22 protein-coding genes are annotated in these 20,019 nt (G+C 74.3%); 13 read left to right on the top strand and 9 right to left on the bottom strand.

What is annotated here, in order from left to right:
* Positions 1-10 precede the first annotated feature (10 nt).
* Positions 11-1,303, top strand: a complete 1,293-nt coding sequence (locus tag G5V58_RS11215; RefSeq protein WP_165232399.1) for an MFS transporter — start codon at positions 11-13, stop codon at positions 1,301-1,303.
* Here the strand turns inward: G5V58_RS11215 and G5V58_RS11220 are convergent.
* From G5V58_RS11220 to G5V58_RS11230, 3 genes are all read right to left on the bottom strand, one after another.
* Positions 1,252-2,037, bottom strand: a complete 786-nt coding sequence (locus tag G5V58_RS11220; protein ID WP_165232402.1) for an SRPBCC family protein — start codon at positions 2,035-2,037, stop codon at positions 1,252-1,254. The genes G5V58_RS11215 and G5V58_RS11220 overlap by 52 nt on opposite strands.
* A 29-nt stretch (positions 2,038-2,066) precedes the next feature.
* Positions 2,067-3,437: a hypothetical protein gene (locus G5V58_RS11225; RefSeq protein WP_165232405.1), complete on the bottom strand. Its 1,371-nt coding sequence runs from the start codon at positions 3,435-3,437 to the stop codon at positions 2,067-2,069.
* Between the two features lie 65 nt (positions 3,438-3,502).
* A complete protein-coding gene (locus G5V58_RS11230) occupies positions 3,503-4,081 on the bottom strand; it encodes a TMEM165/GDT1 family protein (protein ID WP_165232408.1) in 579 nt (192 codons plus the stop codon).
* Between the two features lie 251 nt (positions 4,082-4,332).
* Between G5V58_RS11230 and G5V58_RS11235 the strand changes: the two genes are divergently transcribed.
* Entirely contained in the window at positions 4,333-5,022 is a 690-nt protein-coding gene (locus tag G5V58_RS11235; protein WP_165232412.1) for a DJ-1/PfpI family protein, read from the top strand.
* On the opposite strand, the gene G5V58_RS11240 is transcribed toward G5V58_RS11235, so the two are convergent.
* Positions 4,991-5,290: a hypothetical protein gene (locus G5V58_RS11240; RefSeq protein WP_165232416.1), complete on the bottom strand. Its 300-nt coding sequence runs from the start codon at positions 5,288-5,290 to the stop codon at positions 4,991-4,993. The two genes, G5V58_RS11235 and G5V58_RS11240, sit on opposite strands and share 32 nt — an antisense overlap.
* A gap of 22 nt (positions 5,291-5,312) precedes the next feature.
* On the opposite strand from G5V58_RS11240, the gene G5V58_RS11245 reads away from it, so the two are divergent.
* Positions 5,313-5,693: a YdeI/OmpD-associated family protein gene (locus tag G5V58_RS11245; RefSeq protein ID WP_196240582.1), complete on the top strand. Its 381-nt coding sequence runs from the start codon at positions 5,313-5,315 to the stop codon at positions 5,691-5,693.
* Here the strand turns inward: G5V58_RS11245 and G5V58_RS11250 are convergent.
* Positions 5,690-6,139 carry a MarR family winged helix-turn-helix transcriptional regulator gene (locus tag G5V58_RS11250; RefSeq protein ID WP_230487276.1) on the bottom strand — a complete coding sequence of 150 codons (450 nt, stop codon included), beginning with the start codon at positions 6,137-6,139 and terminating at the stop codon, positions 5,690-5,692. The genes G5V58_RS11245 and G5V58_RS11250 overlap by 4 nt on opposite strands.
* Positions 6,140-6,218: 79 nt before the next feature.
* On the opposite strand from G5V58_RS11250, the gene G5V58_RS11255 reads away from it, so the two are divergent.
* Genes G5V58_RS11255 through G5V58_RS11265 form a run of 3 tightly spaced genes read left to right on the top strand, consistent with a single transcriptional unit; the run spans position 6,219 to position 9,383 of the window.
* Positions 6,219-8,027 (top strand): ABC transporter ATP-binding protein, encoded by a 1,809-nt coding sequence (locus tag G5V58_RS11255; protein WP_165232418.1) that lies wholly within the window; start codon positions 6,219-6,221, stop codon positions 8,025-8,027.
* Entirely contained in the window at positions 8,024-8,734 is a 711-nt protein-coding gene (locus tag G5V58_RS11260) for a spermidine synthase (RefSeq protein ID WP_165232421.1), read from the top strand. The genes G5V58_RS11255 and G5V58_RS11260 overlap by 4 nt, the downstream gene beginning before the upstream one ends.
* Positions 8,735-8,744: 10 nt before the next feature.
* On the top strand, positions 8,745-9,383 hold the full coding sequence (locus G5V58_RS11265) for a maleylpyruvate isomerase N-terminal domain-containing protein (protein ID WP_165232424.1): 639 nt from the start codon (positions 8,745-8,747) through the stop codon (positions 9,381-9,383).
* Here G5V58_RS11265 and G5V58_RS11270 read toward each other — a convergent pair.
* Complete coding sequence (locus tag G5V58_RS11270; RefSeq protein ID WP_196240583.1) at positions 9,380-10,246, bottom strand: LLM class F420-dependent oxidoreductase; 867 nt, start codon at positions 10,244-10,246, stop codon at positions 9,380-9,382. The two genes, G5V58_RS11265 and G5V58_RS11270, sit on opposite strands and share 4 nt — an antisense overlap.
* A 40-nt stretch (positions 10,247-10,286) precedes the next feature.
* Between G5V58_RS11270 and G5V58_RS11275 the strand changes: the two genes are divergently transcribed.
* Both G5V58_RS11275 and G5V58_RS11280 read left to right on the top strand, forming a co-directional pair.
* Positions 10,287-10,505: a hypothetical protein gene (locus G5V58_RS11275; protein WP_165232429.1), complete on the top strand. Its 219-nt coding sequence runs from the start codon at positions 10,287-10,289 to the stop codon at positions 10,503-10,505.
* Positions 10,505-10,984, top strand: coding sequence for a hypothetical protein (locus G5V58_RS11280; RefSeq protein ID WP_165232431.1), 480 nt, complete (start codon positions 10,505-10,507; stop codon positions 10,982-10,984). Before G5V58_RS11275 ends, G5V58_RS11280 begins: the two co-directional genes overlap by 1 nt.
* Here G5V58_RS11280 and G5V58_RS11285 read toward each other — a convergent pair.
* Positions 10,981-11,754 carry a pentapeptide repeat-containing protein gene (locus G5V58_RS11285; protein ID WP_165232433.1) on the bottom strand — a complete coding sequence of 258 codons (774 nt, stop codon included), beginning with the start codon at positions 11,752-11,754 and terminating at the stop codon, positions 10,981-10,983. The two genes, G5V58_RS11280 and G5V58_RS11285, sit on opposite strands and share 4 nt — an antisense overlap.
* Positions 11,755-11,777: 23 nt before the next feature.
* On the opposite strand from G5V58_RS11285, the gene G5V58_RS11290 reads away from it, so the two are divergent.
* The 3 genes from G5V58_RS11290 to G5V58_RS11300 all read left to right on the top strand — a co-directional run bounded on the left by G5V58_RS11290 (position 11,778) and on the right by G5V58_RS11300 (position 14,891).
* On the top strand, positions 11,778-12,620 hold the full coding sequence (locus G5V58_RS11290) for an aldo/keto reductase (protein WP_165232435.1): 843 nt from the start codon (positions 11,778-11,780) through the stop codon (positions 12,618-12,620).
* Complete coding sequence (locus G5V58_RS11295; protein ID WP_165232437.1) at positions 12,617-13,678, top strand: alanine racemase; 1,062 nt, start codon at positions 12,617-12,619, stop codon at positions 13,676-13,678. The genes G5V58_RS11290 and G5V58_RS11295 overlap by 4 nt, the downstream gene beginning before the upstream one ends.
* A gap of 475 nt (positions 13,679-14,153) precedes the next feature.
* Positions 14,154-14,891, top strand: a complete 738-nt coding sequence (locus G5V58_RS11300; protein ID WP_165232439.1) for a peptidylprolyl isomerase — start codon at positions 14,154-14,156, stop codon at positions 14,889-14,891.
* Positions 14,892-14,900: 9 nt separating this feature from the next.
* Here G5V58_RS11300 and G5V58_RS11305 read toward each other — a convergent pair whose 3' ends face one another.
* Together G5V58_RS11305 and G5V58_RS11310 are read right to left on the bottom strand one after the other, a co-directional pair.
* Positions 14,901-15,776 (bottom strand): oxidoreductase, encoded by an 876-nt coding sequence (locus tag G5V58_RS11305; RefSeq protein ID WP_165232441.1) that lies wholly within the window; start codon positions 15,774-15,776, stop codon positions 14,901-14,903.
* Positions 15,777-15,782: 6 nt separating this feature from the next.
* Complete coding sequence (locus tag G5V58_RS11310) at positions 15,783-16,289, bottom strand: OsmC family protein (protein ID WP_165232444.1); 507 nt, start codon at positions 16,287-16,289, stop codon at positions 15,783-15,785.
* A gap of 458 nt (positions 16,290-16,747) precedes the next feature.
* Between G5V58_RS11310 and pepN the strand changes: the two genes are divergently transcribed.
* Together pepN and G5V58_RS11320 are read left to right on the top strand one after the other, a co-directional pair.
* Positions 16,748-19,204, top strand: a complete 2,457-nt coding sequence (gene pepN / locus G5V58_RS11315; protein WP_165232447.1) for an aminopeptidase N — start codon at positions 16,748-16,750, stop codon at positions 19,202-19,204.
* Entirely contained in the window at positions 19,201-20,016 is an 816-nt protein-coding gene (locus G5V58_RS11320) for a formate dehydrogenase accessory sulfurtransferase FdhD (protein WP_165232450.1), read from the top strand. Before pepN ends, G5V58_RS11320 begins: the two co-directional genes overlap by 4 nt.
* The last annotated feature ends 3 nt before the right edge of the window (positions 20,017-20,019 follow it).

Here is a 20,019-nt window from a genome sequence, read left to right on the forward strand (position 1 = left end):
GAATGGCGTCGTGACCTCGGGGCCGACGGCGGACTTCCCCACCGCCGCGTTCACGCGCTTCTGGGTGGCCGAGACGGTCTCGTCGTTCGGCACCTACGTCACCCTGCTCGCGCTGCAGACGGTCGTCGTGCTGACCCTCGACGGCACGGCGCAGGACGTCGGCTGGCTGAACTCGGCGCGGTGGCTGCCCTACCTGGTGCTCGGGCTGGTGGTCGGCGCACTGGTGGACCGCCGGCGCCGGCGCCCGCTGCTGGTGGGCACCGACCTGGCCAGCGCGGCGCTGCTGTGCCTCATCCCGGTGGCCTGGGCGCTCGACGTGCTGTCGCTCCCCCTGCTGTGCGGGATCGTCGCGGTGTACGGCGCGGCGACGCTCGTCAACGGGGCGGCGTCGATGTCGATCGTCCCGAGGCTGGTGCCGCGGGCGCACCTGCAGCGGGCGCACGCGCGCATCGACGGCGCGGACGCGGTGGCACAGACGGCCGGACCGGCGCTGGCGGGGCTGCTCGTCAAGGTGGTCGGTGCGCCGCTGGCGGTGCTGGTGGACGCGGCGACCTACCTGTTCTCGGCGCTGGCGATGAGCATGGTGGCGGTCGAGGAGCCGACGGCCCAGCGGACCGGGCGGCCCCGGCTGCGCGAGGAGATGCGCGACGGGGTCCGGTGGGTCTACCGCGGGTCGGGGCTCGCGACGCTGGCGGCGGCGACGCACCTGTGGTTCGCGGCCAACGCCGTGCTGGGCGCGGTGCTGGCGCCGTACGCCCTGCTCACCCTGGGCCTGACTCCCCTGCAGCTCGGTCTGGCCACGGCCGTCGCCGGGGTGGGCGGCGTGGTGGGCGCGACGACGAGCTCGGCGGGCGGTCGCCGGCTCGGGACGGGCGGCGCGGTGATCGCGGCACACGCCGCGACGACGGTGGGCGTGGTGGTGATGGCCCTGGCCGGCGTCGGCACGAGCGGCTGGGTCGCCACGGCGGTCCTGGGGCTCGGACAGGGCTGTCACGGGTTCGCGATCGGGTTCGGCAACTCCCACGAGATGACCTACCGCCAGGCGCTGACGCCCGACGCGCTCCAGGCCCGGACCAACACCACCATGCGCGCGGCCAACCGGGCCGTCATCGTGGTGGTCGCTCCCCTGGGCGGCCTGCTCGCCGTCCAGATCGGCAACCGCGGCGCGCTCGCCGTCGCCGCCGGCGTCTTCGCGGTGGTCGTGGTCTGGCTGGCCGCGTCCCCGTTCCGCACCGCCGATGCGATGACGGCTCAGCCGCCGAACCCGCCGAACCCGACCTCGTTCCCGTCGGGGTCGCGGTAGGTCACCTTGCGCACGCCGTTGTCGTAGGTCTCGTCGAGGTCCGGCTCGAGCCCGCGCGACGAGGCGCCGGCGACGAGGTCGGACAGGTCGTCGACGAAGAGTGTGACCAACCCGTGCCCGGCGTGCGCGGGCCGGCGCTCGACGTACACCGAGCGGCCGGGCGCGACCTCCCAGACCGCCTCGTCGTCGTCCGGGAGCATCGACGGCGGCGTGCCGAAGAGCCGCTCGTACCACGCCACGGCCGCGGGCAGGTCACGCACCGAGAGCCCGGCGAACAGCGCCGGCAGCCCGGCGCGGGTCTCGGCGGCCGCGGCCAACCGGTCCAGCGACGCCTGCAGCGCCGCGGACGTCGTCGCGCGGGCCCGCTCCAGGCGCGCCGGGTCGTCCAGCGCGGTCCAGTCGTAGGTGTGGGTGACCCGGGTCCGACCGTCGGTCAGCGGCTCGAGCTCCCAGCGCCACAGGTGCCCCGGAGGGGTGGCTCCCGGCTCGGCCGGACGCCAGGCGATGAGCCGGCCCTCGTCGAACTCGACGACGTGGTTCTCGCGGACGGCGCCGCGCAGCAGCGTCATCGTGAACACGTCGCCGACGCCACGGACCCGCTGCCCGGTCTCGGCCGAGCCGAGGTTGTCGTTGCCGTCCCAGCCGGGCTGCTGGGCGGGGTCGGCGACGAGGGCGAAGACCACGTCGGCGGGCGCGGCGACGATCCGGCTGGCGCTCACGACCTCGGACGACACCGCCCCAGTCTGACGCTCGAGGACCGGGATCACGGCAGCGGCGCCGGGCCCACGTTCTGCGTGTGCTGCTCGAGGTCGCGGTGGGCCTGGGCCACCCAGTCGTCGGTGGCGCGGAAGTCCTTGACCACTGCGCGCAGGTGCGCGGCCGCGGTCGAGACCTTCCAGCTGGTCGAGGTGAGCTGGGCCTGCACCTCGGCGACGTACGCCGCGAAGTCGGCGTACGGGTCCTGGCCGACCCCGGAGGTCCGCACGAACGGCGCGGGGTTGAGGCTGCCGTCGAGGAAGTGGTGGGCGAGGTCGAAGCCCGAGGCGATGCCCGGCAGCGTGACGTCGGCCAGGTCGTCGAGCACGGAGTACTCCACGTCGATCGACAGCAGTGCCCGCGGGTCGTCCTGGTCCAGGATGGCCGGACGTGCACTGTCGCTGAGGGCGTAGGTGTACGGGTCTCCGTGGACGGCGGCCATCGCGTCACGGCAGCCGGCGGCGACCGCGTTCTCGCCCCGGACGATCACGTCGTTGAGGTCGTCGAGGGCCTTGGTCACGTTGTCGCACACCGCCTGCGGCGAGTCGCCGCCGAGCGGCAGCGGGTCGGTGTCGGCGCCGAGGTGGTCGGCGAAGGTCGACAGCGAGCCGGCCGCGCCGCTGATCGTGCCCAGCACGGCCGAGGCCGGGCTCGGGACCAGGGCGAGGGCTCCCGCCACCTCCGAGAGGTAGCCGAGCCACGCCAGGCTCCCCTCGCCGTGCCCGCCCGGGTAGGCACCCTGGAAGGCGTTCACCGCCTCCTTGATCGTGCGGTCCAGGTTGGTCCGGGCCACCCGCCAGACCAGCTGCTCCATCTGCACGGCGTACGCCGCGACGAGGGCCGCAGCGCCCTGGGCCTGGCTGGTGTACGGGATGCGCGAGGCGATTTCGTGGTTGAACGCGATCATCGCGCTGCCGCCGAGGCCGCCGATCTCGCCGGTGAGGACCTGGATGTTGCCCGAGAACTCCGCGGCGTGCCGCGAGGCGTCGGTGGAGTACTCGTCCTGCTTCGGCGACAGGCTGAGCTGGCTCGCCGCCTGGTAGATCGCCTCGCGCAGCGACTCGAAGTCGGCCGGCTCCGGGAGCAGCGCCTCCCACTTCGTCCACAGCGCGGGGATCTTGGTCGACCACTCCGACCAGGACTTCTGGGGGTCGAAGCCGTTGAGCGAGCCCTCGTGGGTCGGCTCGCCGCCGGCTACCGAGGTGACCATGCCCTGGCGGTCGATCCAGCAGCTGAGGTCGGGCCAGTACCAGAACTCCCCCGCCTCCACCGGCGCCAGTCCGTGGCACCGCGCATCGGAGTCGACGGCTCCGCGGATCATGGGGTGCCAGGCCTCGAGGATGCTGCTGTCGTAGTCGTAGCTGTCACCAGACGGCATGGGCGTCTCCTGTTCCCGAGAAGTGGTCAGTTCCTTGGGACGCCGGCCCGCGACGGCGGGTTCCGTCAGAGCACGCCGGACCCCTCGAGGACCAGGACCACGCCGAATACGAAGAACGCCACCGCGGCGCCGTACTTGATGAAGCGCTCCGGCAGCCGCCGGCCCAGCGCGATGCCGGCCAGGATGGCCAGGGCGTCGGCGGCGACCATGCCGAGCGTCGAGCCGAGCCAGGTGCCGAACCAGCCCTCGCGCGTGGCCAGGGTGATGGTGGCCAGCATGGTCTTGTCCCCCAGCTCGGCCAGGAAGAACGCCGTCCCGACGGCGAGCACCGACCACCCCGTGCTGCGGCGGGCCTTGTCGGCCTCGTCGTCGGTCAGCTCGTCGCCGCGCAGCGTCCAGAGGCCGAAGACGATGAAGGCGATGCCGGCGATGACCGAGATCAGCCCCTGCTGGTCGGCGAAGCCCTCCCCCACGGCCGCGCCGATGGCGACCGACGCGAGGTGCACAATCGCGGTGGCCGCGGTGATGCCGATGAGGACGTCGCGAGCGCGGTAGCGGGTCGCGAAGGTCATCGCCATCAGCTGGCTCTTGTCGCCGAGCTCGGCGACGAAGATGACGGCGGTGCTGAGCAGGAAGGCGTACACGGTGCTCCTCCGGCGCACCGGCCGAGGAGCCACGCTGGACGCGCCCTTCGACCAGGCGCGCCACGGTCCACTAGGGGGCGGGGTGGGCTGCTGGTCGAAAGTCTCGTCCGCCGCAGCGAGCTGCGACCCGTCGCACCGGGCCCGGGGGCCAGCGTGTCGACACGACGGTGAGGGGACTACTCCCTTTCGCCCACGACCATAGTTGAAACGGCAACGGGAGGCCAGCCGGTGCGGTCTGCCAGGCTGGGACGGTGCTCGTCGCGGTGGTGCTCTACGACCGGATGACCGCCCTGGACGCGGTCGGTCCGCTGGAGGTGCTGCGCTTCCTGCCCGAGGTGCGCATCGAGCTGGTCGCCGAGGCCGCGGGGCCGGTCCGCACCGACTCACCGCTCACGCTCACCGCCACCACGTCGTACGACGCGTGCCCGGCCCCGGACGTCGTCGTCGTGCCCGGCGGACCGGGCACCGCCGAGGCCCTCGGCTCGCCGCTGGTGCCGTGGCTGCGGCAGGTGCACGCGGGCACCACGTGGACGACCTCGGTCTGCTCGGGCTCGCTCCTGCTGGCCCACGCCGGTCTCCTCGAGGGCGCGCCCGCGGCGTCGCACTTCGCCGTCCTCGACCTGCTCCCCCACCTCGGCGCGGCGGCGTCGACCGAGCGTGTCGTGGTCGACGAGCAGCACCACGTGATGACGGCGGCCGGCGTCTCGTCGGGGCTCGACATGGCGCTGCTGCTGGCCGAGCACCTCTCGGACCGCACGACGGCCGAGGCCGTCCAGCTGGTCGTGGAGTACGACCCCCGGCCCCACGTCGACGCCGGCACCCTGGCCAAGGCGTCACCCGAGGTGGTGGCCCGCGCCGTGGAGCTCGGCCGCCCGCACGGTGCGGTCCCCGAGTCCTTCGCGGCGCCGCTCAGCGGCCCGAGCGCACCCGCCCCACGATGACCTCGAGCTTGGCGCGCTCGTCGACCTCGAAGCGGACCGGCACGACCAGGCCGGTGCGCGCGGCCCGCACGGTGAGGGCCGTGCCGACCGGTGAGGGGTGCTCGACCAGCCCGAACTCGGTGACCATCGAGGTGTGGAACCGCTCGGAGCCGGTCTCGTGGAAGACCTCCAGGACCGGCCCGGCCAGTCGCACCACCACGGCCTGACCGCTCGCCCCGTCGGCGCCGCCCAGGACCCCGCCCCGCGCCTCGAGCGCGTCGTCCACCACGGGGGCAGGCTAGCGTCGGGGTGTGCCCAGGAAGCCGGGTGAGGACGGCGCGCCGGTCCTGCCTTTCTCCGACGCCGCGGCGTTCGACGCCTGGCTGGCCGAGCACCACGCCGAGCCGGCGGGCGTGTGGCTCAAGCTGGCCAAGAAGGCCTCGGGCCTCGCGTCGATGACCAGCGACGAGGCCGTCGACGTCGGTCTCTGCTGGGGCTGGGTCAGCGCGCAGCGGCTCGGCCTGGACGACGACCACTTCCTGCAGCGCTACGTCCCGCGCCGCCCCCGCAGCAACTGGTCGGAGCTCAACAAGCGCAAGGTCGCCGAGCTCACGGCGACCGGGCGGATGCGGCCCCCCGGCCTGGCCGAGGTCGAGGCGGCCCGGGCGGACGGGCGCTGGGGCCCGGACTAGTCCTCGGCCAGCTTGGCCAGGATGCGGGCCAGGTCGGCGCGTTCGGTGCGGGTCAGCCGCTCGAACATCCGCTCCGACTCCACGCCGCGGGCCCGGCGGACGTCCTCCGACAGCGCGCGACCGCGGTCGGTGAGCGAGACCAGGGTGGCCCGGCGGTCGGCCGGGTCGGGATCGCGCGCGACCAGCCCCTTCTCCTCCAGGGCGTCCACGACCTCGGTGGCCGAGCGCGGCGCGATCCGCAGCTGCTGGGCCAGCTCGGAGGCCCGCACTCCCCCGTCGTGCTGGGTGATCACCCGGATGGCGCGGACCTGCGACGGCGTCACGTCGTAGGACGCGAAGGCGGCCATCGCCGCGCTGCGAAGCCGGCGGGCGACGACGCCCAGGGCCTCCCCCAGCCCCTCACCCAGCCCCTCGACCGGCTCCGTCGGCACCTCGGACGCGGTCACGGGAATGATCCTAGCAGATTTGCTGTTGCAACCTCATGATGAGGTAACCTCACCAATACGTCTTCCCGAGGAGGTCCCCATGGAGACCACTCCCATGAACCCGAACCGCGGGGGCGGCGAACGCTTCCGCACCCCCGACAAGCCCACCGCCGCCGAGCGCCAGCAGGCGCGTGAGGTCTCGCTGCGCCGCATCGCGCGCCTGTTCACGCCGTACCGCTGGTCCGTCGCCGGCGTGGTGGCCATCATCGTCGCCGCGTCGGTCGTCGGCCTGGCCTCGCCGTTCCTGCTGCGGGCGGTCATCGACACCGCACTGCCCCAGCAGGACGTGCGCCTGCTCGTCCTGCTCACCGTCGGGATGGTCGCGGTCGCGGCCGTCACCTCGGTGCTCGGGGTCTGGCAGACCTGGATCAGCACCCAGATCGGTCAGCGCGTCATGCACGGGCTGCGCACCGACGTCTTCGCCCACCTCCAGCGCCAGTCGCTGGCCTTCTTCACCCGCACGCGCACCGGCGAGGTGCAGTCGCGGATCACCAACGACATCGGCGGCATGCAGAGCGTGGTCACCTCGACCGCGACCAGCATCGCCTCCAACCTCACCACCACCGTGGCGACCGCCGTGGCCATGGTCGCGCTGTCCTGGCGCCTGGCCCTCATCTCGCTCGTCGTCCTCCCGCCCGCCATCTGGCTGAGCCGCAAGGTCGCGCGGATGCGCCGCGAGATCACCACCGAGCAGCAGCGCGAGCTGGCCGACCTCAACGTCACCATCGAGGAGAGCCTCTCGGTGAACGGCGTGCAGCTGGCCAAGGCGCTCGGCGCCGGCCCGGCCCTGGTGGAGCGGTTCACCGCGTCCTCCACCCGGCTCATCGACCTCGAGCTGCGCTCGGCGCTGGCCGGTCGCTGGCGGATGGCCGCGATGAGCGTGCTCTTCGCCGCGATCCCCGCGGTCATCTACCTCAGCGCCGGGCTGCCGATGACCCGCGGCACCATGACCATCGGCACCCTGATCGCCTTCACCGCACTGCAGGGCCAGCTGTTCCGCCCGCTCATGGGGCTGCTCAACACCGGCGTGCAGGTGGTCAGCTCGCTGGCGCTGTTCCAGCGCGTCTTCGAGTACCTCGACCTCCCCGTCGACATCGACGAGCCCGCCGACCCGGTCCACCTCACCGCACCCCGCGGTCACGTGCGCTTCGAGCACGTCGGCTTCTCCTACCCCGACGCCGACCGGCCCGCGCTGGCCGACGTGAGCCTCGACGTACCGGCCGGCACCACGCTGGCCCTGGTCGGCGAGACCGGCTCGGGCAAGACCACGCTGGGCTCGCTCGTGGCCCGGCTGCACGACCCGACCGAGGGCCGGGTGCTCATCGACGGCGTCGACGTGCGCCGCGTCCCGCTGGCCGAGCTGGCCGAGGTCGTCGGCATCGTCAGCCAGGAGACCTACCTGCTGCACACGACGGTGCGCGAGAACCTGCGCTACGCCAGGCCCGACGCCACCGACGCCGAGCTCGAGCAGGCGGCCCGCGCCGCGCGGATCCACGACCTCATCGCCTCGCTGCCCGACGGCTACGACACCGTCGTGGGCTCGCGCGGCCACCGGTTCTCCGGCGGCGAGAAGCAGCGGCTGGCCATCGCCCGCACCCTGCTGCGCAACCCGAAGGTGCTGGTCCTCGACGAGGCCACCAGCGCCCTGGACACCGAGACCGAGCGCGCGGTCCAGGAGGCCTTCGACGCGCTGGCCGAGGGCCGCACGACGATCACCATCGCCCACCGGCTCTCCACCGTCCGCGACGCCGACCAGATCGTGGTCCTCGACCACGGTCGGGTGGTGGAGCAGGGCACGCACGCCTCGCTGCTCGCCGACGAGGGCCGGTACGCCACGCTGGCCGCGTGAGCGCCAGCATCGAGCCGACCGAGCGGCCGGACGCCTACCTCGTGCAGGTGGGCGGCCGGCCGCAGTCGTACGTCGACCTGGCCGACCCCACCCGGCTGGAGTTCGACTACGTGCGCCGCATCGGCGACGTCCTCGACGCGTTCCGACCGGCCGGCGAGCCGGTCCGCGTCCTGCACGTCGGCGGGGCCGGGCTCACGCTGCCGCGCTACGTCGCGCACACGCGCCCGCGCTCGGCGCAGGTGGTGCTCGAGCCGGACGCGGAGCTGACCGAGCTGGTCCGCCGCGAGCTGCCGCTGCCCCGCCAGAGCGGCATCAAGGTCCGGGCCGTGGACGGCCTCGCCGGCCTGGCCGGGGTCCGCGAGCACACCCAGGACGCCGTGGTCGTCGACGCGTTCGTGGACGGTCTGGTGCCGCCGGAGCTGGTCTCGGCCGGGTGCGTGGCGCAGTACGCCCGGGTGCTCGCGCCCGGCGGTGTGCTCCTGCTCAACCTGGTCGACCGGGCGCCGTTCGCCGAGGCCCGCCGGGCGGTGGCGGCGGTCCGCACCGCGCTGCCGGTGCCGGTCGTCGGCGCCGAGACCGCCACCCTGCGCGGCAAGCGCTCCGGCAACGTCCTGGTGGTGGCCGGCGCCGACGTGCCGCTCACCGGCGGGCGGGACTACCGGGTCTTCCGCGGCGCGCAGGTCGGCGATGCGTTCGGTGGCGGCTAGGTTCGGGCGGGTGCCCCTCTCCTTCGCCCACGACGAGGCCGCGGTCGCGCTGACCGCCCAGGTCGAGGCCTTCACGGCGGCGGCCGGCGCGCTCGGCGACTGGGAGCTGCTGGCCGCCTCGCGCGCCCACGGCTGGAGCCGGCTCGAGGTGGTGACCCACGTCCGGCTCGGGCTGGAGGAGCTCGTCCTGGGCGCGGTCCCGACCGACGAGGCGCCGGACCGCGACGCCGCGACCTACTGGTCCGGCCACCCCGACGACCGCGACGACGACCCCGTGCCGCACGTGCTCTGGCTGCGTCGCGTGGCCTCGGCCCACCAGCGGCCGTCCGCCGCGGTCCGGCTGCTCGAACGGGCGCGGGACGGGGTCGCCGCGTGGCTGCGCACGCTGCCGGAGGGCGTGGCCGGCTTCCAGGGCGGGCGGCTGAGCACCGGCGACCTGCTGGCCACCTGGGTGGTCGAGCTGGCCGTGCACCAGCTCGACCTGGACCTCCCGGACGACACCCCGCCCGGGCTGCCCTGGACCCGCGCCACGCTCGAGGCGCTGGCGGGTGCGCCGCTCCCGGCCGGCCTGGACGACCGCACCGCGGTGCTGGCCGGCCTCGGTCGTGAGCCGGCCGACCTGGGGCCGGCGTACCCGGTGAGCCTCTAGAGCTCGGCCAGACCCGGGACGACCTTCTCGGCCACCTCGGTGGTCCAGGCGACGGGGTCGTCGCCCATCGGGCCGAGGGTGATCATCGAGATGCCGAGCTCGGCGAAGGGCCGCATCGAGGTCACGAAGCCGTCCGGGTCCTGGGTCGGGTCGGCCTGGGCGATCATGGTCTTCTCGATCGCGTCGTAGTCGGTGCCGAGGTCGTCGCAGTGCCCGCGCAGCACGTCGAGCTTGTGGCGGACCTCGTCGGGCTCCCCGCCGAAGATGTTGCAGGCGTCGGCGTACTGCGCGACCAGCCGCAGCGTCTTCTTCTCCCCGCTGCCGCCGATCATGATCGGCACCTTGCGCTGCACCGGCGGGGGCACGTTGACGGGCTCCACGAGCGAGTAGTGCGTCCCGGCGTACGGCGTCTGGTCGCCGTCGAAGAGCTGCCGGGTGATCTGGAGGGTCTCCTCGAGCCGCTCGTAGCGCTCCTTGAGCGGCGGGAACGGCACGCCGAGGCCGCGGTGCTCACGGTCGTACCAGGCCGCGCCGATGCCGAGCATGGCCCGACCGCCGGAGAGCACGTCGAGCGTGGTCACGGTCTTGGCCAGCAGCCCGGGGTGGCGGTAGGTCACGCCGGTGACCAGCAGGCTGAGCCGCAGCCGCTCGGTGACGGCCGCGAGGTAGCCGAGGGTGGTGTAGCCCTCGAGCATCGGCTCGGACGGGCCGCCGAGCTGCTCCATCTGGAACCAGTGGTCCATCACGGTCAGCTGGGCGACCCCGCCCTGGTCGGCGACGCGGGCGGTCTCGGTGAGCCGCTCGGTGAGCCGGTGCTGCCAGTCGGGGTGGGAGAAGTTCGCGTAGTGGACGCCGAGGTGCACATCACGACCGTAGCCCCTGACCGGTGGGTACCAAGCCGACATGAGCGCACACAGCAGCGAGGAGCTCGAGGCCATCCAGGCGGTCGTGGACCGCGTCACGTCCTGGCAGGACGGCGCCACGGAGGGCACCGTCCTCGAGGAGCTCGGCAAGGGCTTCGCCGAGACCGGGGTCGAGGTCAGCGACGAGGAGAAGAAGAAGCTGGCCGACGCCATCGAGGACGAGCACGGCGCCGTGCAGGCCGCCGACGTCTTGTCCTGATGGCCGACGACTACGACGCGCGCGAGCCCGACGACAGCCAGCAGCTGGAGGAGCACCAGCGGCCCGACGGGGTGAGCGACGCGACGGTCGAGGCCCTGGGCAAGCTCTCGGAGGCCTTCGAGGCCATCGAGGAGGCGCGCGGGATGCTCTACGCCTTCCACCGGCGCACCGGCACCGGCGACCTCGCGCTCGGCGAGGCCGTCGACCTGTTCCGCCGCGCGGGGCACGAGGAGCTGGCTCAGACCCTCGAGACCGACCTGCTCGGCCAGAACATGCTGCAGGGCCGCTGGACCTTCCAGATCGTCGAGGAGTACGACCAGACCTACTACGCGAAGTTCAGGGAGCTCGAGCAGCGGGCCCGCGACGAGCTCGTGGGCGGGCGGCGACACGTCTTCGAGGCCGAGACCAAGGAGCGCGAGCGCACCCGCGGCCACCCCGACCACGAGGCCACGCCCGCGGGCGGGCCGCAGGGCTCCTAGACCCAGGGCGCGGGCCGGCGCAGCCCCGGCGGCAGCGCCGTCGTCGCACTCCCCCGGGCCGCGTTGAGCTGCGGCTGGGTGAGGAACAGCGTCGTCGACAGGTCCGCCCCGGACACGTCCGCATCGCGCAGGTCCGCGCCGAGCAGGTCGGTGCGGTCGAGCACGCAGTCGCGCAGGTCGGCAGCGACCAGCAGGGCACCGCGCAGCTCGGCCCGGGCCAGGTCGGTCCCGCGCAGGTCGCGCCCGAGCCAGTCCTGCCCGGCGTACGACGGGCCGTCCTCGCGCACCGTCGCGCTCACCTCGCGCAGCGCGGCGCCCACGTGCGCCTGGAGGAGGTCGAGCTCGGTGTCCAGGATCTCCGCCGACGTCCCCGAGCGCTGCCGGTCGACGCCGGCCCGCAGCGCGGCCAGCGCCGGCGAGGGCACCAGGGCGGCCGCCTGGTCGAGCAGCACGAGCATCTCGTGCAGGCGCTGGACCACCGCGAAGACCTCGAACATCTCGGCGCCACCCTCGGGGTCGTCGCGCCACGACGCCCCGGCGTACACCTCCTGGGTGACGTGCTGACCGGCGCCGAAGCACTCGTAGGTCGTGCACCCGCTCATCCCGACCTGGAGCAGCTCGGCGTGGATGCGGCAGGCGTAGGTCGACCCGAGGTGGCGGCACGGCTCGCCCGCGTCCTTGGCGAACGCGAACCCGGCCGACTCGCGGAACGGCAGCGCCACGCAGCACAGGCCGACGCAGCGGCTGCAGTCCGGGGCGAGGGTGCTCACGCTCCATGGTTACCGTGCCGGGCATGAGCCTCGCGCGCACCCCCCGACAGCTGAACGACGGCACGACCATCCCCGCGGTGGGCTTCGGCACCTCCGGCCTCAAGGGCGACGACGCCGTCCAGGGCGTGCTGAGCGCCCTGGAGAAGGGCTACCGGCTCATCGACACCGCGGTGAACTACGGCAACGAGGCCGAGGTCGGCGAGGCCATCCGCCGCTCCGACGTGCCGCGCGACGAGATCGTGGTGACCAGCAAGATCCCGGGCCGCGCGCACGCCTTCGACGACGCGATCGCCAGCACCCGGGTGTCGCTGGACAAGCTGGGCCTGGACCGGATCGACGTGCACCTCATCCACTGGCCCAACCCCGACCGCGACCTGTACGCCCAGACGTGGCGGGCCCTGGTCCAGCTGCGCGACGAGGGGCTGGTCCGCTCGCCCGGCGTCTCCAACTTCACCGAGGCCCACCTGCGCCGGGTCGTCGACGAGACCGGTGTGACGCCGGTGCTCAACCAGATCGAGCTGCACCCCTACTTCCCGCAGGACGAGATGCGCCGCGTCCACGACGAGCTCGGAGTGGTGACCGAGGCGTGGAGCCCGTTCGCGCGCAAGCAGGCCGTCTTCGACGAGCAGCCCGTCCAGGCGGCCGCCGAGGCCCACGGCGTCACGCCCGGCCAGGTCATCCTGCGCTGGCACCTCCAGCTCGGCACCCTGCCCATCCCCAAGTCGGCCACGCCCTCGCGCCAGGAGCAGAACCTCGACCTCGAGGGCTTCGAGCTCACCGACGACGAGGTCACCGCGATCAGCGGCTTGGCCCGGCCGGACGGCCGCTGGTTCGACGGCGACCCCGAGACGCACGAGGAGCTGTGAGCGGCGCTCCCCGCACGCCGTACCTCCGCCTGGACCTGGCGCGGGTCCGGCGCAACGTCACGCGGACCCAGGAGTGGGCCGCGTCCCGAGGGCTGTCGTTGAGGCCGCACGGCAAGACGCACAAGTCGCCCGACGTCGCCCGGCTCCAGCTCGAGGCCGGGGCCGTCGGGCTCACCGTGGCCACCGTCGGCGAGGCCGAGGTCTTCGCCGAGCACGGCTGCGACGACCTGTTCGTGGCCTACCCGCTCTGGCTGGACGACGAGCGTGCGGCCCGGCTCCGCGACCTGGCCGAGCGGGCCACGGTCGCCATCGGCGTGGACTCCGTCGACGGAGCCGCCCGCGCCGGCCGGCTGCTCGCGCCGTACGGCGTGGAGGTGGTCGTCGAGGTCGACTCCGGCCAGCACCGCACCGGCGTGCGCCCCGAGGAGGCCGGCGCCGTGGCGGCCGCCGCAGCGCGGTCCGGGCTCATCGTGCGCGGGGTGTTCACCTTCCCCGGGCACTCCTACTCCCCCGACGGGCGGGCCGCGGCCGCCGCCGACGAGTCCCGCGCGCTGGCCACCGCGCGGGACTCCCTCGCCCGCGAGGCACTGGACGCCGCCGTGCTGAGCGGCGGCTCGACGCCCAGCCTGTCCGCCACCGACGCCTCGGTGGTGACCGAGTCCCGACCCGGCGTCTACGTCTTCGGCGACGCCCAGCAGTGGGAGCTCGGCGCGGTCGCCCCCGATGACGTCGCCCTCACCTGCCGCGCCACGGTCGTCAGCCACGCCGGCGGCCGCGCCGTGCTGGACTCCGGCGGCAAGGCCCTCGCCGCCGACCGCGCGGCGTACAACACCGGCCACGGGCGCCTGCCCGACCACCCCGACGCCCGCATCGTGCTGCTGTCCGAGCACCACGCGGTCGTCGACCTGGCCGGCGCGCCGCTGCCGCCCGTCGGCTCCGAGGTCGACGTGGTCCCCAACCACTGCTGCGCCGCGGTCAACCTGGCCGAGCAGCTGTGGGTCGACGAGGACGGCGGGCTGCGGCCCTGGCCGGTGGCGGCACGGGGCCGGAACAGCTGACCAGCGCGCGACCTTGAGCCTGGCCGTCGCGGGGGCGCCGGCGACGGCACGGCTCAGGACGGTGCTGCTCTCGACCAGGATGAGCCGGCGCTGCGCGTCGACGGCCACGTCCCTCGGCGAGGACAGGTCTCTCGCGACCAGCCGGAGCCGCGGCGCGGAGTTTCCCGGCGGCGTGGCCGCCCCGAACACCAGCACGACCGGCGGCGCGGCGTCGTCGGCGACGGACAGCTCGCCCAGCGGATCGCGTCGCTAGCGGCGCGACGTCGCCGGTCGCGCCCGCCGCGAGCGCCCGGATCGACGAGGTGGCGGCGTCCTGCCCGTCGGCCACCCAGACTCGATGACGACTTGGCGGTTGCCAGGGGACGTCGCAGCGAGGGGCAGGACCAGGCAGAGGACGAGAGCAGCCGCTCCGCGCAGGATGGCCCGGCGCACCGGGGCAGCACGAGGAGCAAGAGCGCCCTTTACCATCGCTCGCATGTCTCACCGCCTCCTCGCCGTGCTCGCCCTCGTCGCCGGCCTGGCCCTCGCGGGCTGCGGCGACGACGCCGACAGCGGGGGCACGGCGACCGACGACGCCCCGACCAGCGCGTCGGCGGACGCCTCGGGTGGGGGCGGGACGCCGCAGGGCGACGCGGCCCCGGCCGACGTCACCTGCGAGTACCCGACCGACGACCAGCTGCCGGTGGCCAAGGAGGTCGACCCGCCGCCGAGCACGCCGAGCGTCGGGGGCAGCGTGCCGGCCACGCTGCAGACCACCCTGGGCGACCTGAAGATCACCCTGGACGCGGCCGACGCGCCGTGCACGGTCAACTCGTTCGTGTCGCTGGCGCAGCAGGGCTACTTCGACGACTCGCCGTGCCACCGGCTCACCACGCTGGCCGAGGGCGGGATCGCGGTCCTGCAGTGCGGCGACCCGACGGGCACCGGGACGGGCGGGCCGGGCTACACCTACGCCGACGAGACCCGGGGCGACGAGCAGTACGGCCCGGGCGTGCTGGCCATGGCCAACCGCGGCCCGGACACCAACGGCTCGCAGTTCTTCATCGTCTACGACGACTCGCCGCTGCCGCCGGACTACACGGTCTTCGGGACCGTGGACCCCGCCTCGCTGAAGCCGATCGAGGACCTGGCCGCCCAGGGCACGGTGCCCGGCGAGGGCGGCATGACCGCGCCCGCGGAGAAGGTCACCATCAACGCGGTGAGCTTCGGCTGAGCCGGGGCGCTACAGCGGGAACGCCACCCCGCTGAGCCGCTCGGACTCCGCCCACAGCGCCCGGCCGAGCTCGGGGTCGAGCGCGCGTTGGCTGCGGCCGGCGCCGGTGGGCCAGCCGGTCATCTCGCGCAGCCGGTGCGGGCCGACGTAGGTGTTGCCGGGGACGTCCATGGTCGCGGCGTACAGCGTCGGCAGCGCGCCCTGCCACGGCGCCATGCCGACCAGCCGGTGGCCGAACGAGCCGACCGCCGTCTTGACCCGGTTGCCGGTGTGGCCGGTGATGCCGGTGGCGGTCGAGCCGGGGTGGGCGCCGGTGGCGCGCAGCGTCGAGCCGGCGGCGGTGAGGCGACGCTGCAGCTCGGCGAGGAAGAGCAGGTTGGCCAGCTTGGAGTCGGCGTACGCCGCGTAGGGGCGGTAGCGGCGGCGCCGCCAGCCGAGGTCCCCGACGTCGAGCTCGCCGTGCCGGTGCGACGGCGAGCCGACCACGACCACGCGGTCGGTGAGCCGCGGGAGGAGCAGGTTGGTGAGCGCGAAGTGGCCGAGGTGGTTGGTGGCCAGGTGCAGCTCGACGCCGTCGGGCGACGTGCCGTAGGGCAGGGCCAGCACGCCGGCGTTGTTGACGAGAACGTCCACGGCGTCGACGGTCTCGGCGAAGGCCCGGACCGAGGCCAGGTCGGCCACGTCCAGCAGCCCGACCGACACCTCGCCGCTCATCCGCGCCGCGGCGGCCCGGCCGCGCTCGAGGCTGCGGACGGCGAGCACGACGTGAGCACCCCGAGCGGCGAGCGCCTTGGCCGTCTCGAGCCCGATGCCGCCGCTGGCCCCGGTCACCACGAACCGGCGGCCGTCCTGGCGCGGCACCTCGCGCCAGGGCCGGGTGCTCACCGGCGGCTACCCGTCCGAGGGTGGGGTGTCGACACCGGCGGGGTCGGCGCCCGGGCTCTCGACGGGTCGGGGCTCGACGTGGCCGGCGACGTACTGCACCGGGTCGCCGAGGGTCACGGTGCGCCCGACCGTGCAGAGCCGGTCCTGGATCTGCTGCAGCGTGCGCGGCAGGACCTCGCGGGCGGCGTCGCCGGCCTCGCCGGCGGGGAAGGTCACGTCGAAGGTGACCGTGAGCTGGACCAGGTGGTTGCCGCCCTCGTCGCGGACCTTGTGGCCCTCGGCGCGCGCGGCGAAGGTCTCGAAGGGCGCGCGCTTGCCGGCGATGTGGTCCAGGTCGGCGGCGCCGCAGCCGACCAGCGCGGCCAGCAGCAGCTCGACCGGGGTGAAGTCGGGGTCCTCTCCCGGCCCGATGGAGACGCCGCCGCCGCGGTGGTTGGTCGCCTTCCAGCGGTGCTCGCCGATCTGGTGGAGGTCGACGCTGCGGTAGGTCTCGGGTCCGGTCTGGGCTGGCATGGCGTCAGCCTGCCAGAGCAGGAGACACGACGGACCCCGAGCCGAGGCTCGAGGTCCGTCGCTGGGTGGACAGCGGGGTCCACCCGACCGCCGGACCACTCGGGGGGTGTGGCCGCGACGGGGCTGGGGGCAGGCCGTCAGGCCTTTCGGTCCTCCAGGGCACGGCGCAGGCGCCGCTCCTGTCGGGTGAGCCCGGTCCGGCGCGACGAGACCGCGTGCGGACCCCGGTCGGAACGCCCCTCGTCGATGAGACGGGCGATGTACAGCTGCGCGGACATGGTGGAGCTCTCCTTCTGCGCGCCCTTCAGACGGCGCGGGGACCGGGTGGTGAATGTAAGTGGTGTGTCGCCCGATCGACCCTTACAAGGTACCCGGCGCGCGGGACCGCTCCCAAACCCGCGTCGCGGTGATCTCCGCCACCCCTCGGCGGCCGTCGCAGCGGTGTCTAGGCTGGCCGGGTGCCGAGTCCGTACGCGTCCCTGCAGCACACCGAGGCGCTGGCCCGCCGCGCCCTCCTGGACCTCCGCTCGTACGACGTGGCGCTGGACCTCGCCTCGGACGAGGAGACGTTCGGGTCGGTGACCACGATCCGGTTCGCCTCGGGTGCGGGCGAGACGTTCCTGGACGTCAAGCCGGTGCGGCTGCACTCGGTCCGGCTCGACGGACGCGACCTCGACGTCGACCGGCTGGAGCGCGGCCGGCTCCCGCTGACGCTGGACGCGGGCGAGCACGAGCTGGTCGTCACCGCGACGATGCCGTTCCGCAACGACGGCGAGGGTCTGCACCGCGCGGTCGACCCGGCCGACGACCGGCACTACGTCTACGGCATGTGCTTCATGGACGCCGCGCCCACGGTGTTCGCGTGCTTCGACCAGCCCGACCTCAAGGCGCCGTACACCCTGCACGTGCGCGCACCGCAGGACTGGGTGGTGATCGGCAACGCCGCCGGCGAGCAGGCCGAGCCCGGGGTCTGGGAGCTGGAGCAGAGCCGGCCGCTGTCGACGTACTTCGTCACCCTGGTGGCGGGGCCGTACCACGTGCTCACCGACGAGCACGACGGCATCCCCCTCGGGCTGAGCGCGCGCGCGAGCATCGCCGCGGACCTCGACAAGGACGCCGACGAGCTGTTCACCTTGACCCGGCAGAGCTTCGACGAGCTGCACCGGCTGTTCGGGATCCGCTACCCGTTCGGCCAGTACCACCAGGCCTTCGTCCCGGAGTTCAACGCCGGCGCCATGGAGAACCCGGGCTGCGTGACCTTCCGCGACCCGCTCGTGTTCACCAGCCGGGTCACCCGAAGCGCCCGGATCAACCGCGCGACGACGGTGGCGCACGAGATGGCGCACCAGTGGTTCGGCAACCTGGTCACCCCCGCGTGGTGGGACGACCTGTGGCTCAACGAGTCGTTCGCGGAGTACATGGGCAACCGGGTCACCGCCGACGTCACGCAGTACGCCGACGCGTGGGTGGACAGCTCCTACGCGCGGCGGCAGTGGGGGCTGGTGGCCGACCAGGGTCCCTCGACGCACCCGGTCGCCGGGAACGGCGCCGTGGACGCGAGCGCGGCGCTGCAGGACTTCGACGGCATCTCCTACGCCAAGGGCTCGGCCATCCTGCGCCAAGTCAACGCGACCCTCGGCGACGACGTCTTCTTCCGCGGGGTGGTCGACCACTTCGAGCGGCACCGCTTCGGCAACGCCACCATGCACGACCTGATCGCCAGCTGGGAGCGCGCCGGGGCCGGTGACCTGACGGCGTTCACCGACAACTGGCTGCGCACCGCCGGACCCGACCGGATCGAGCTCGACCGCGCCGCCGGGGTCGTGCGCCGCACGCCGCCGGCCGAGCACCCGGCCGACCGGCCGCACCGGTTCCGGGCCGCGGTCGCCTCGGCCGACGGCTCGTGGCGCGACGTCGACCTCTCGGTGGACGCACCGTCGACCCCGCTCGACGTCGACGGGCCCGTGCTGCTGGACCCGTACCTCGAGACGTGGGCGCTCACGCTGCCGGACGCCGAGACCCTCTCGGCGCTGCCGTCGCTGCTGCCCGGGGTGACCGACCCGCAGCTGCGGGCCGGGGTGTGGAGCGGGGTCCGCAGTGCGCTGCACACCGCCTCCGCCGACCCCGCCGTGGTCCTCGACCTGGTCGCGGCCAGCCTGCCGGTGGAGGACACCGAGGACACCCGGCGGCGGACCATGGCCTGGGTCTACGGCTGGGTGCTGCCGCTGCAGGCCGACCCCGCGGCCGCCACCGCACGCCTGCACGAGGCGGCGCTGTCGCGCCTCGCCTCCTCCGCGCCGGAGTCGGAGGAGCAGCTGGCCGCCTTCCGTGCAGCCATCGCCACCGCCTCCTCCCCCACGGCGCTCGAGACCTGGCTGTCCGGTCGCGACCTGCCCGACGGCGTAGGCCTCGACGTGGACGTGCGCTGGCGGGTCCTGGTCCGGCTGGCCACGCTCGGTGCGGTCACCCTGGCCGGCCTGGACGAGCAGCTCGCCGCCGAGCCGACCGCGGCCGCCCGGGTCGAGCACGCGCGGGCGCACGCCTCGCTGCCCAGCGCGGAGGCCAAGGCGTGGGCGTGGACGGCGTTCAGCGGCGAGCTCAAGCTGCCCAACTACGAGCTCGAGGCCGTCGGCCTCGGCTTCTGGCGCGGCGGGCAGGAGGAGCTCACCGGGCCGTACGTCGAGCGGTACTTCGCCGAGCTCCCCGGCACCGTCGAGGTCCGCAGCGGCTGGGTCCTGGCCGACGCCGCCGAGCACTTCTTCCCGCGGACCGCGCTCAGCCCCGACGTGCTCGCGCGTGCCGAGGCGCTGGCCGCCGATCCCGACCTCGACCTCTCGCTGCGCCGGCGGCTGGCCGACCAGGCCGACGTGCTGGCCCGCAAGCTGGCCGTCCTCGCGGCGTACCCCCGCTCGTGAAGGCGCGTCGCCCCGGTCCGACCGTCCGGGCCCGGGTCCACGAGCTCGGCGCCGAGGGCGAGCGCCGCCACGAGGACCGGCTGGCGACCGAGGAGCCGCTGGAGATCCGGTTGGCCTGGCCCGGCGCCCACGCACGCCGGGTGTGGGTGACCATGCGGACCCCCGGCCACGACTTCGAGCTGGCCGCCGGCTGGCTGCTGCACGAGGGGCTGCTCGCCGCACCCCCGCACACCATCGCCTACTGCACCGACGTCGACCTCGCCCCGGAGCAGGAGTTCAACGTCGTCACCGTGACCCTCGACCGGCCGCCCACCCGCGACCCCGGCCACCGCCACGCCGGCTCGGGGTCGTCGGCCTGCGGGGTGTGCGGCAAGGACACCATCTCGGAGGCGCTGGCCGCGCCGTCTGCGGCTCGCTGGACCGGCGGCTTGCCGTCGGCCGACGTCGTCCGCGGCCTGCCGGACGCGCTGCGCGCCTCCCAGAAGGTCTTCGACCTCACCGGCGGCGTCCACGCCGCCGGTCTGGCCACCGCCGACGGCGAGCTCCTCGTCGTCCGCGAGGACGTCGGCCGCCACAACGCCGTCGACAAGGTCACCGGCGCCCGGGTGGTCGCCGGCGCCTCGCCCGCCGGTGCCGCGCTCGTGGTCAGCGGCCGGGCCGGCTTCGAGCTCGTCCAGAAGGCGGTGGCCGCCGGCTCGGGGGCACTCGTCTCCGTCGGGGCGCCCACCAGCCTCGCGGTGTCGCTGGCCGAGGAGGCCGGGCTCGCGCTGTACGGCTTCACCTCGCCGCGGCGCACGGTCCGCTACGCCTGAGGC

It is taken from the genome of Nocardioides anomalus, from assembly GCF_011046535.1.
Taxonomy (GTDB): domain Bacteria; phylum Actinomycetota; class Actinomycetes; order Propionibacteriales; family Nocardioidaceae; genus Nocardioides; species Nocardioides anomalus.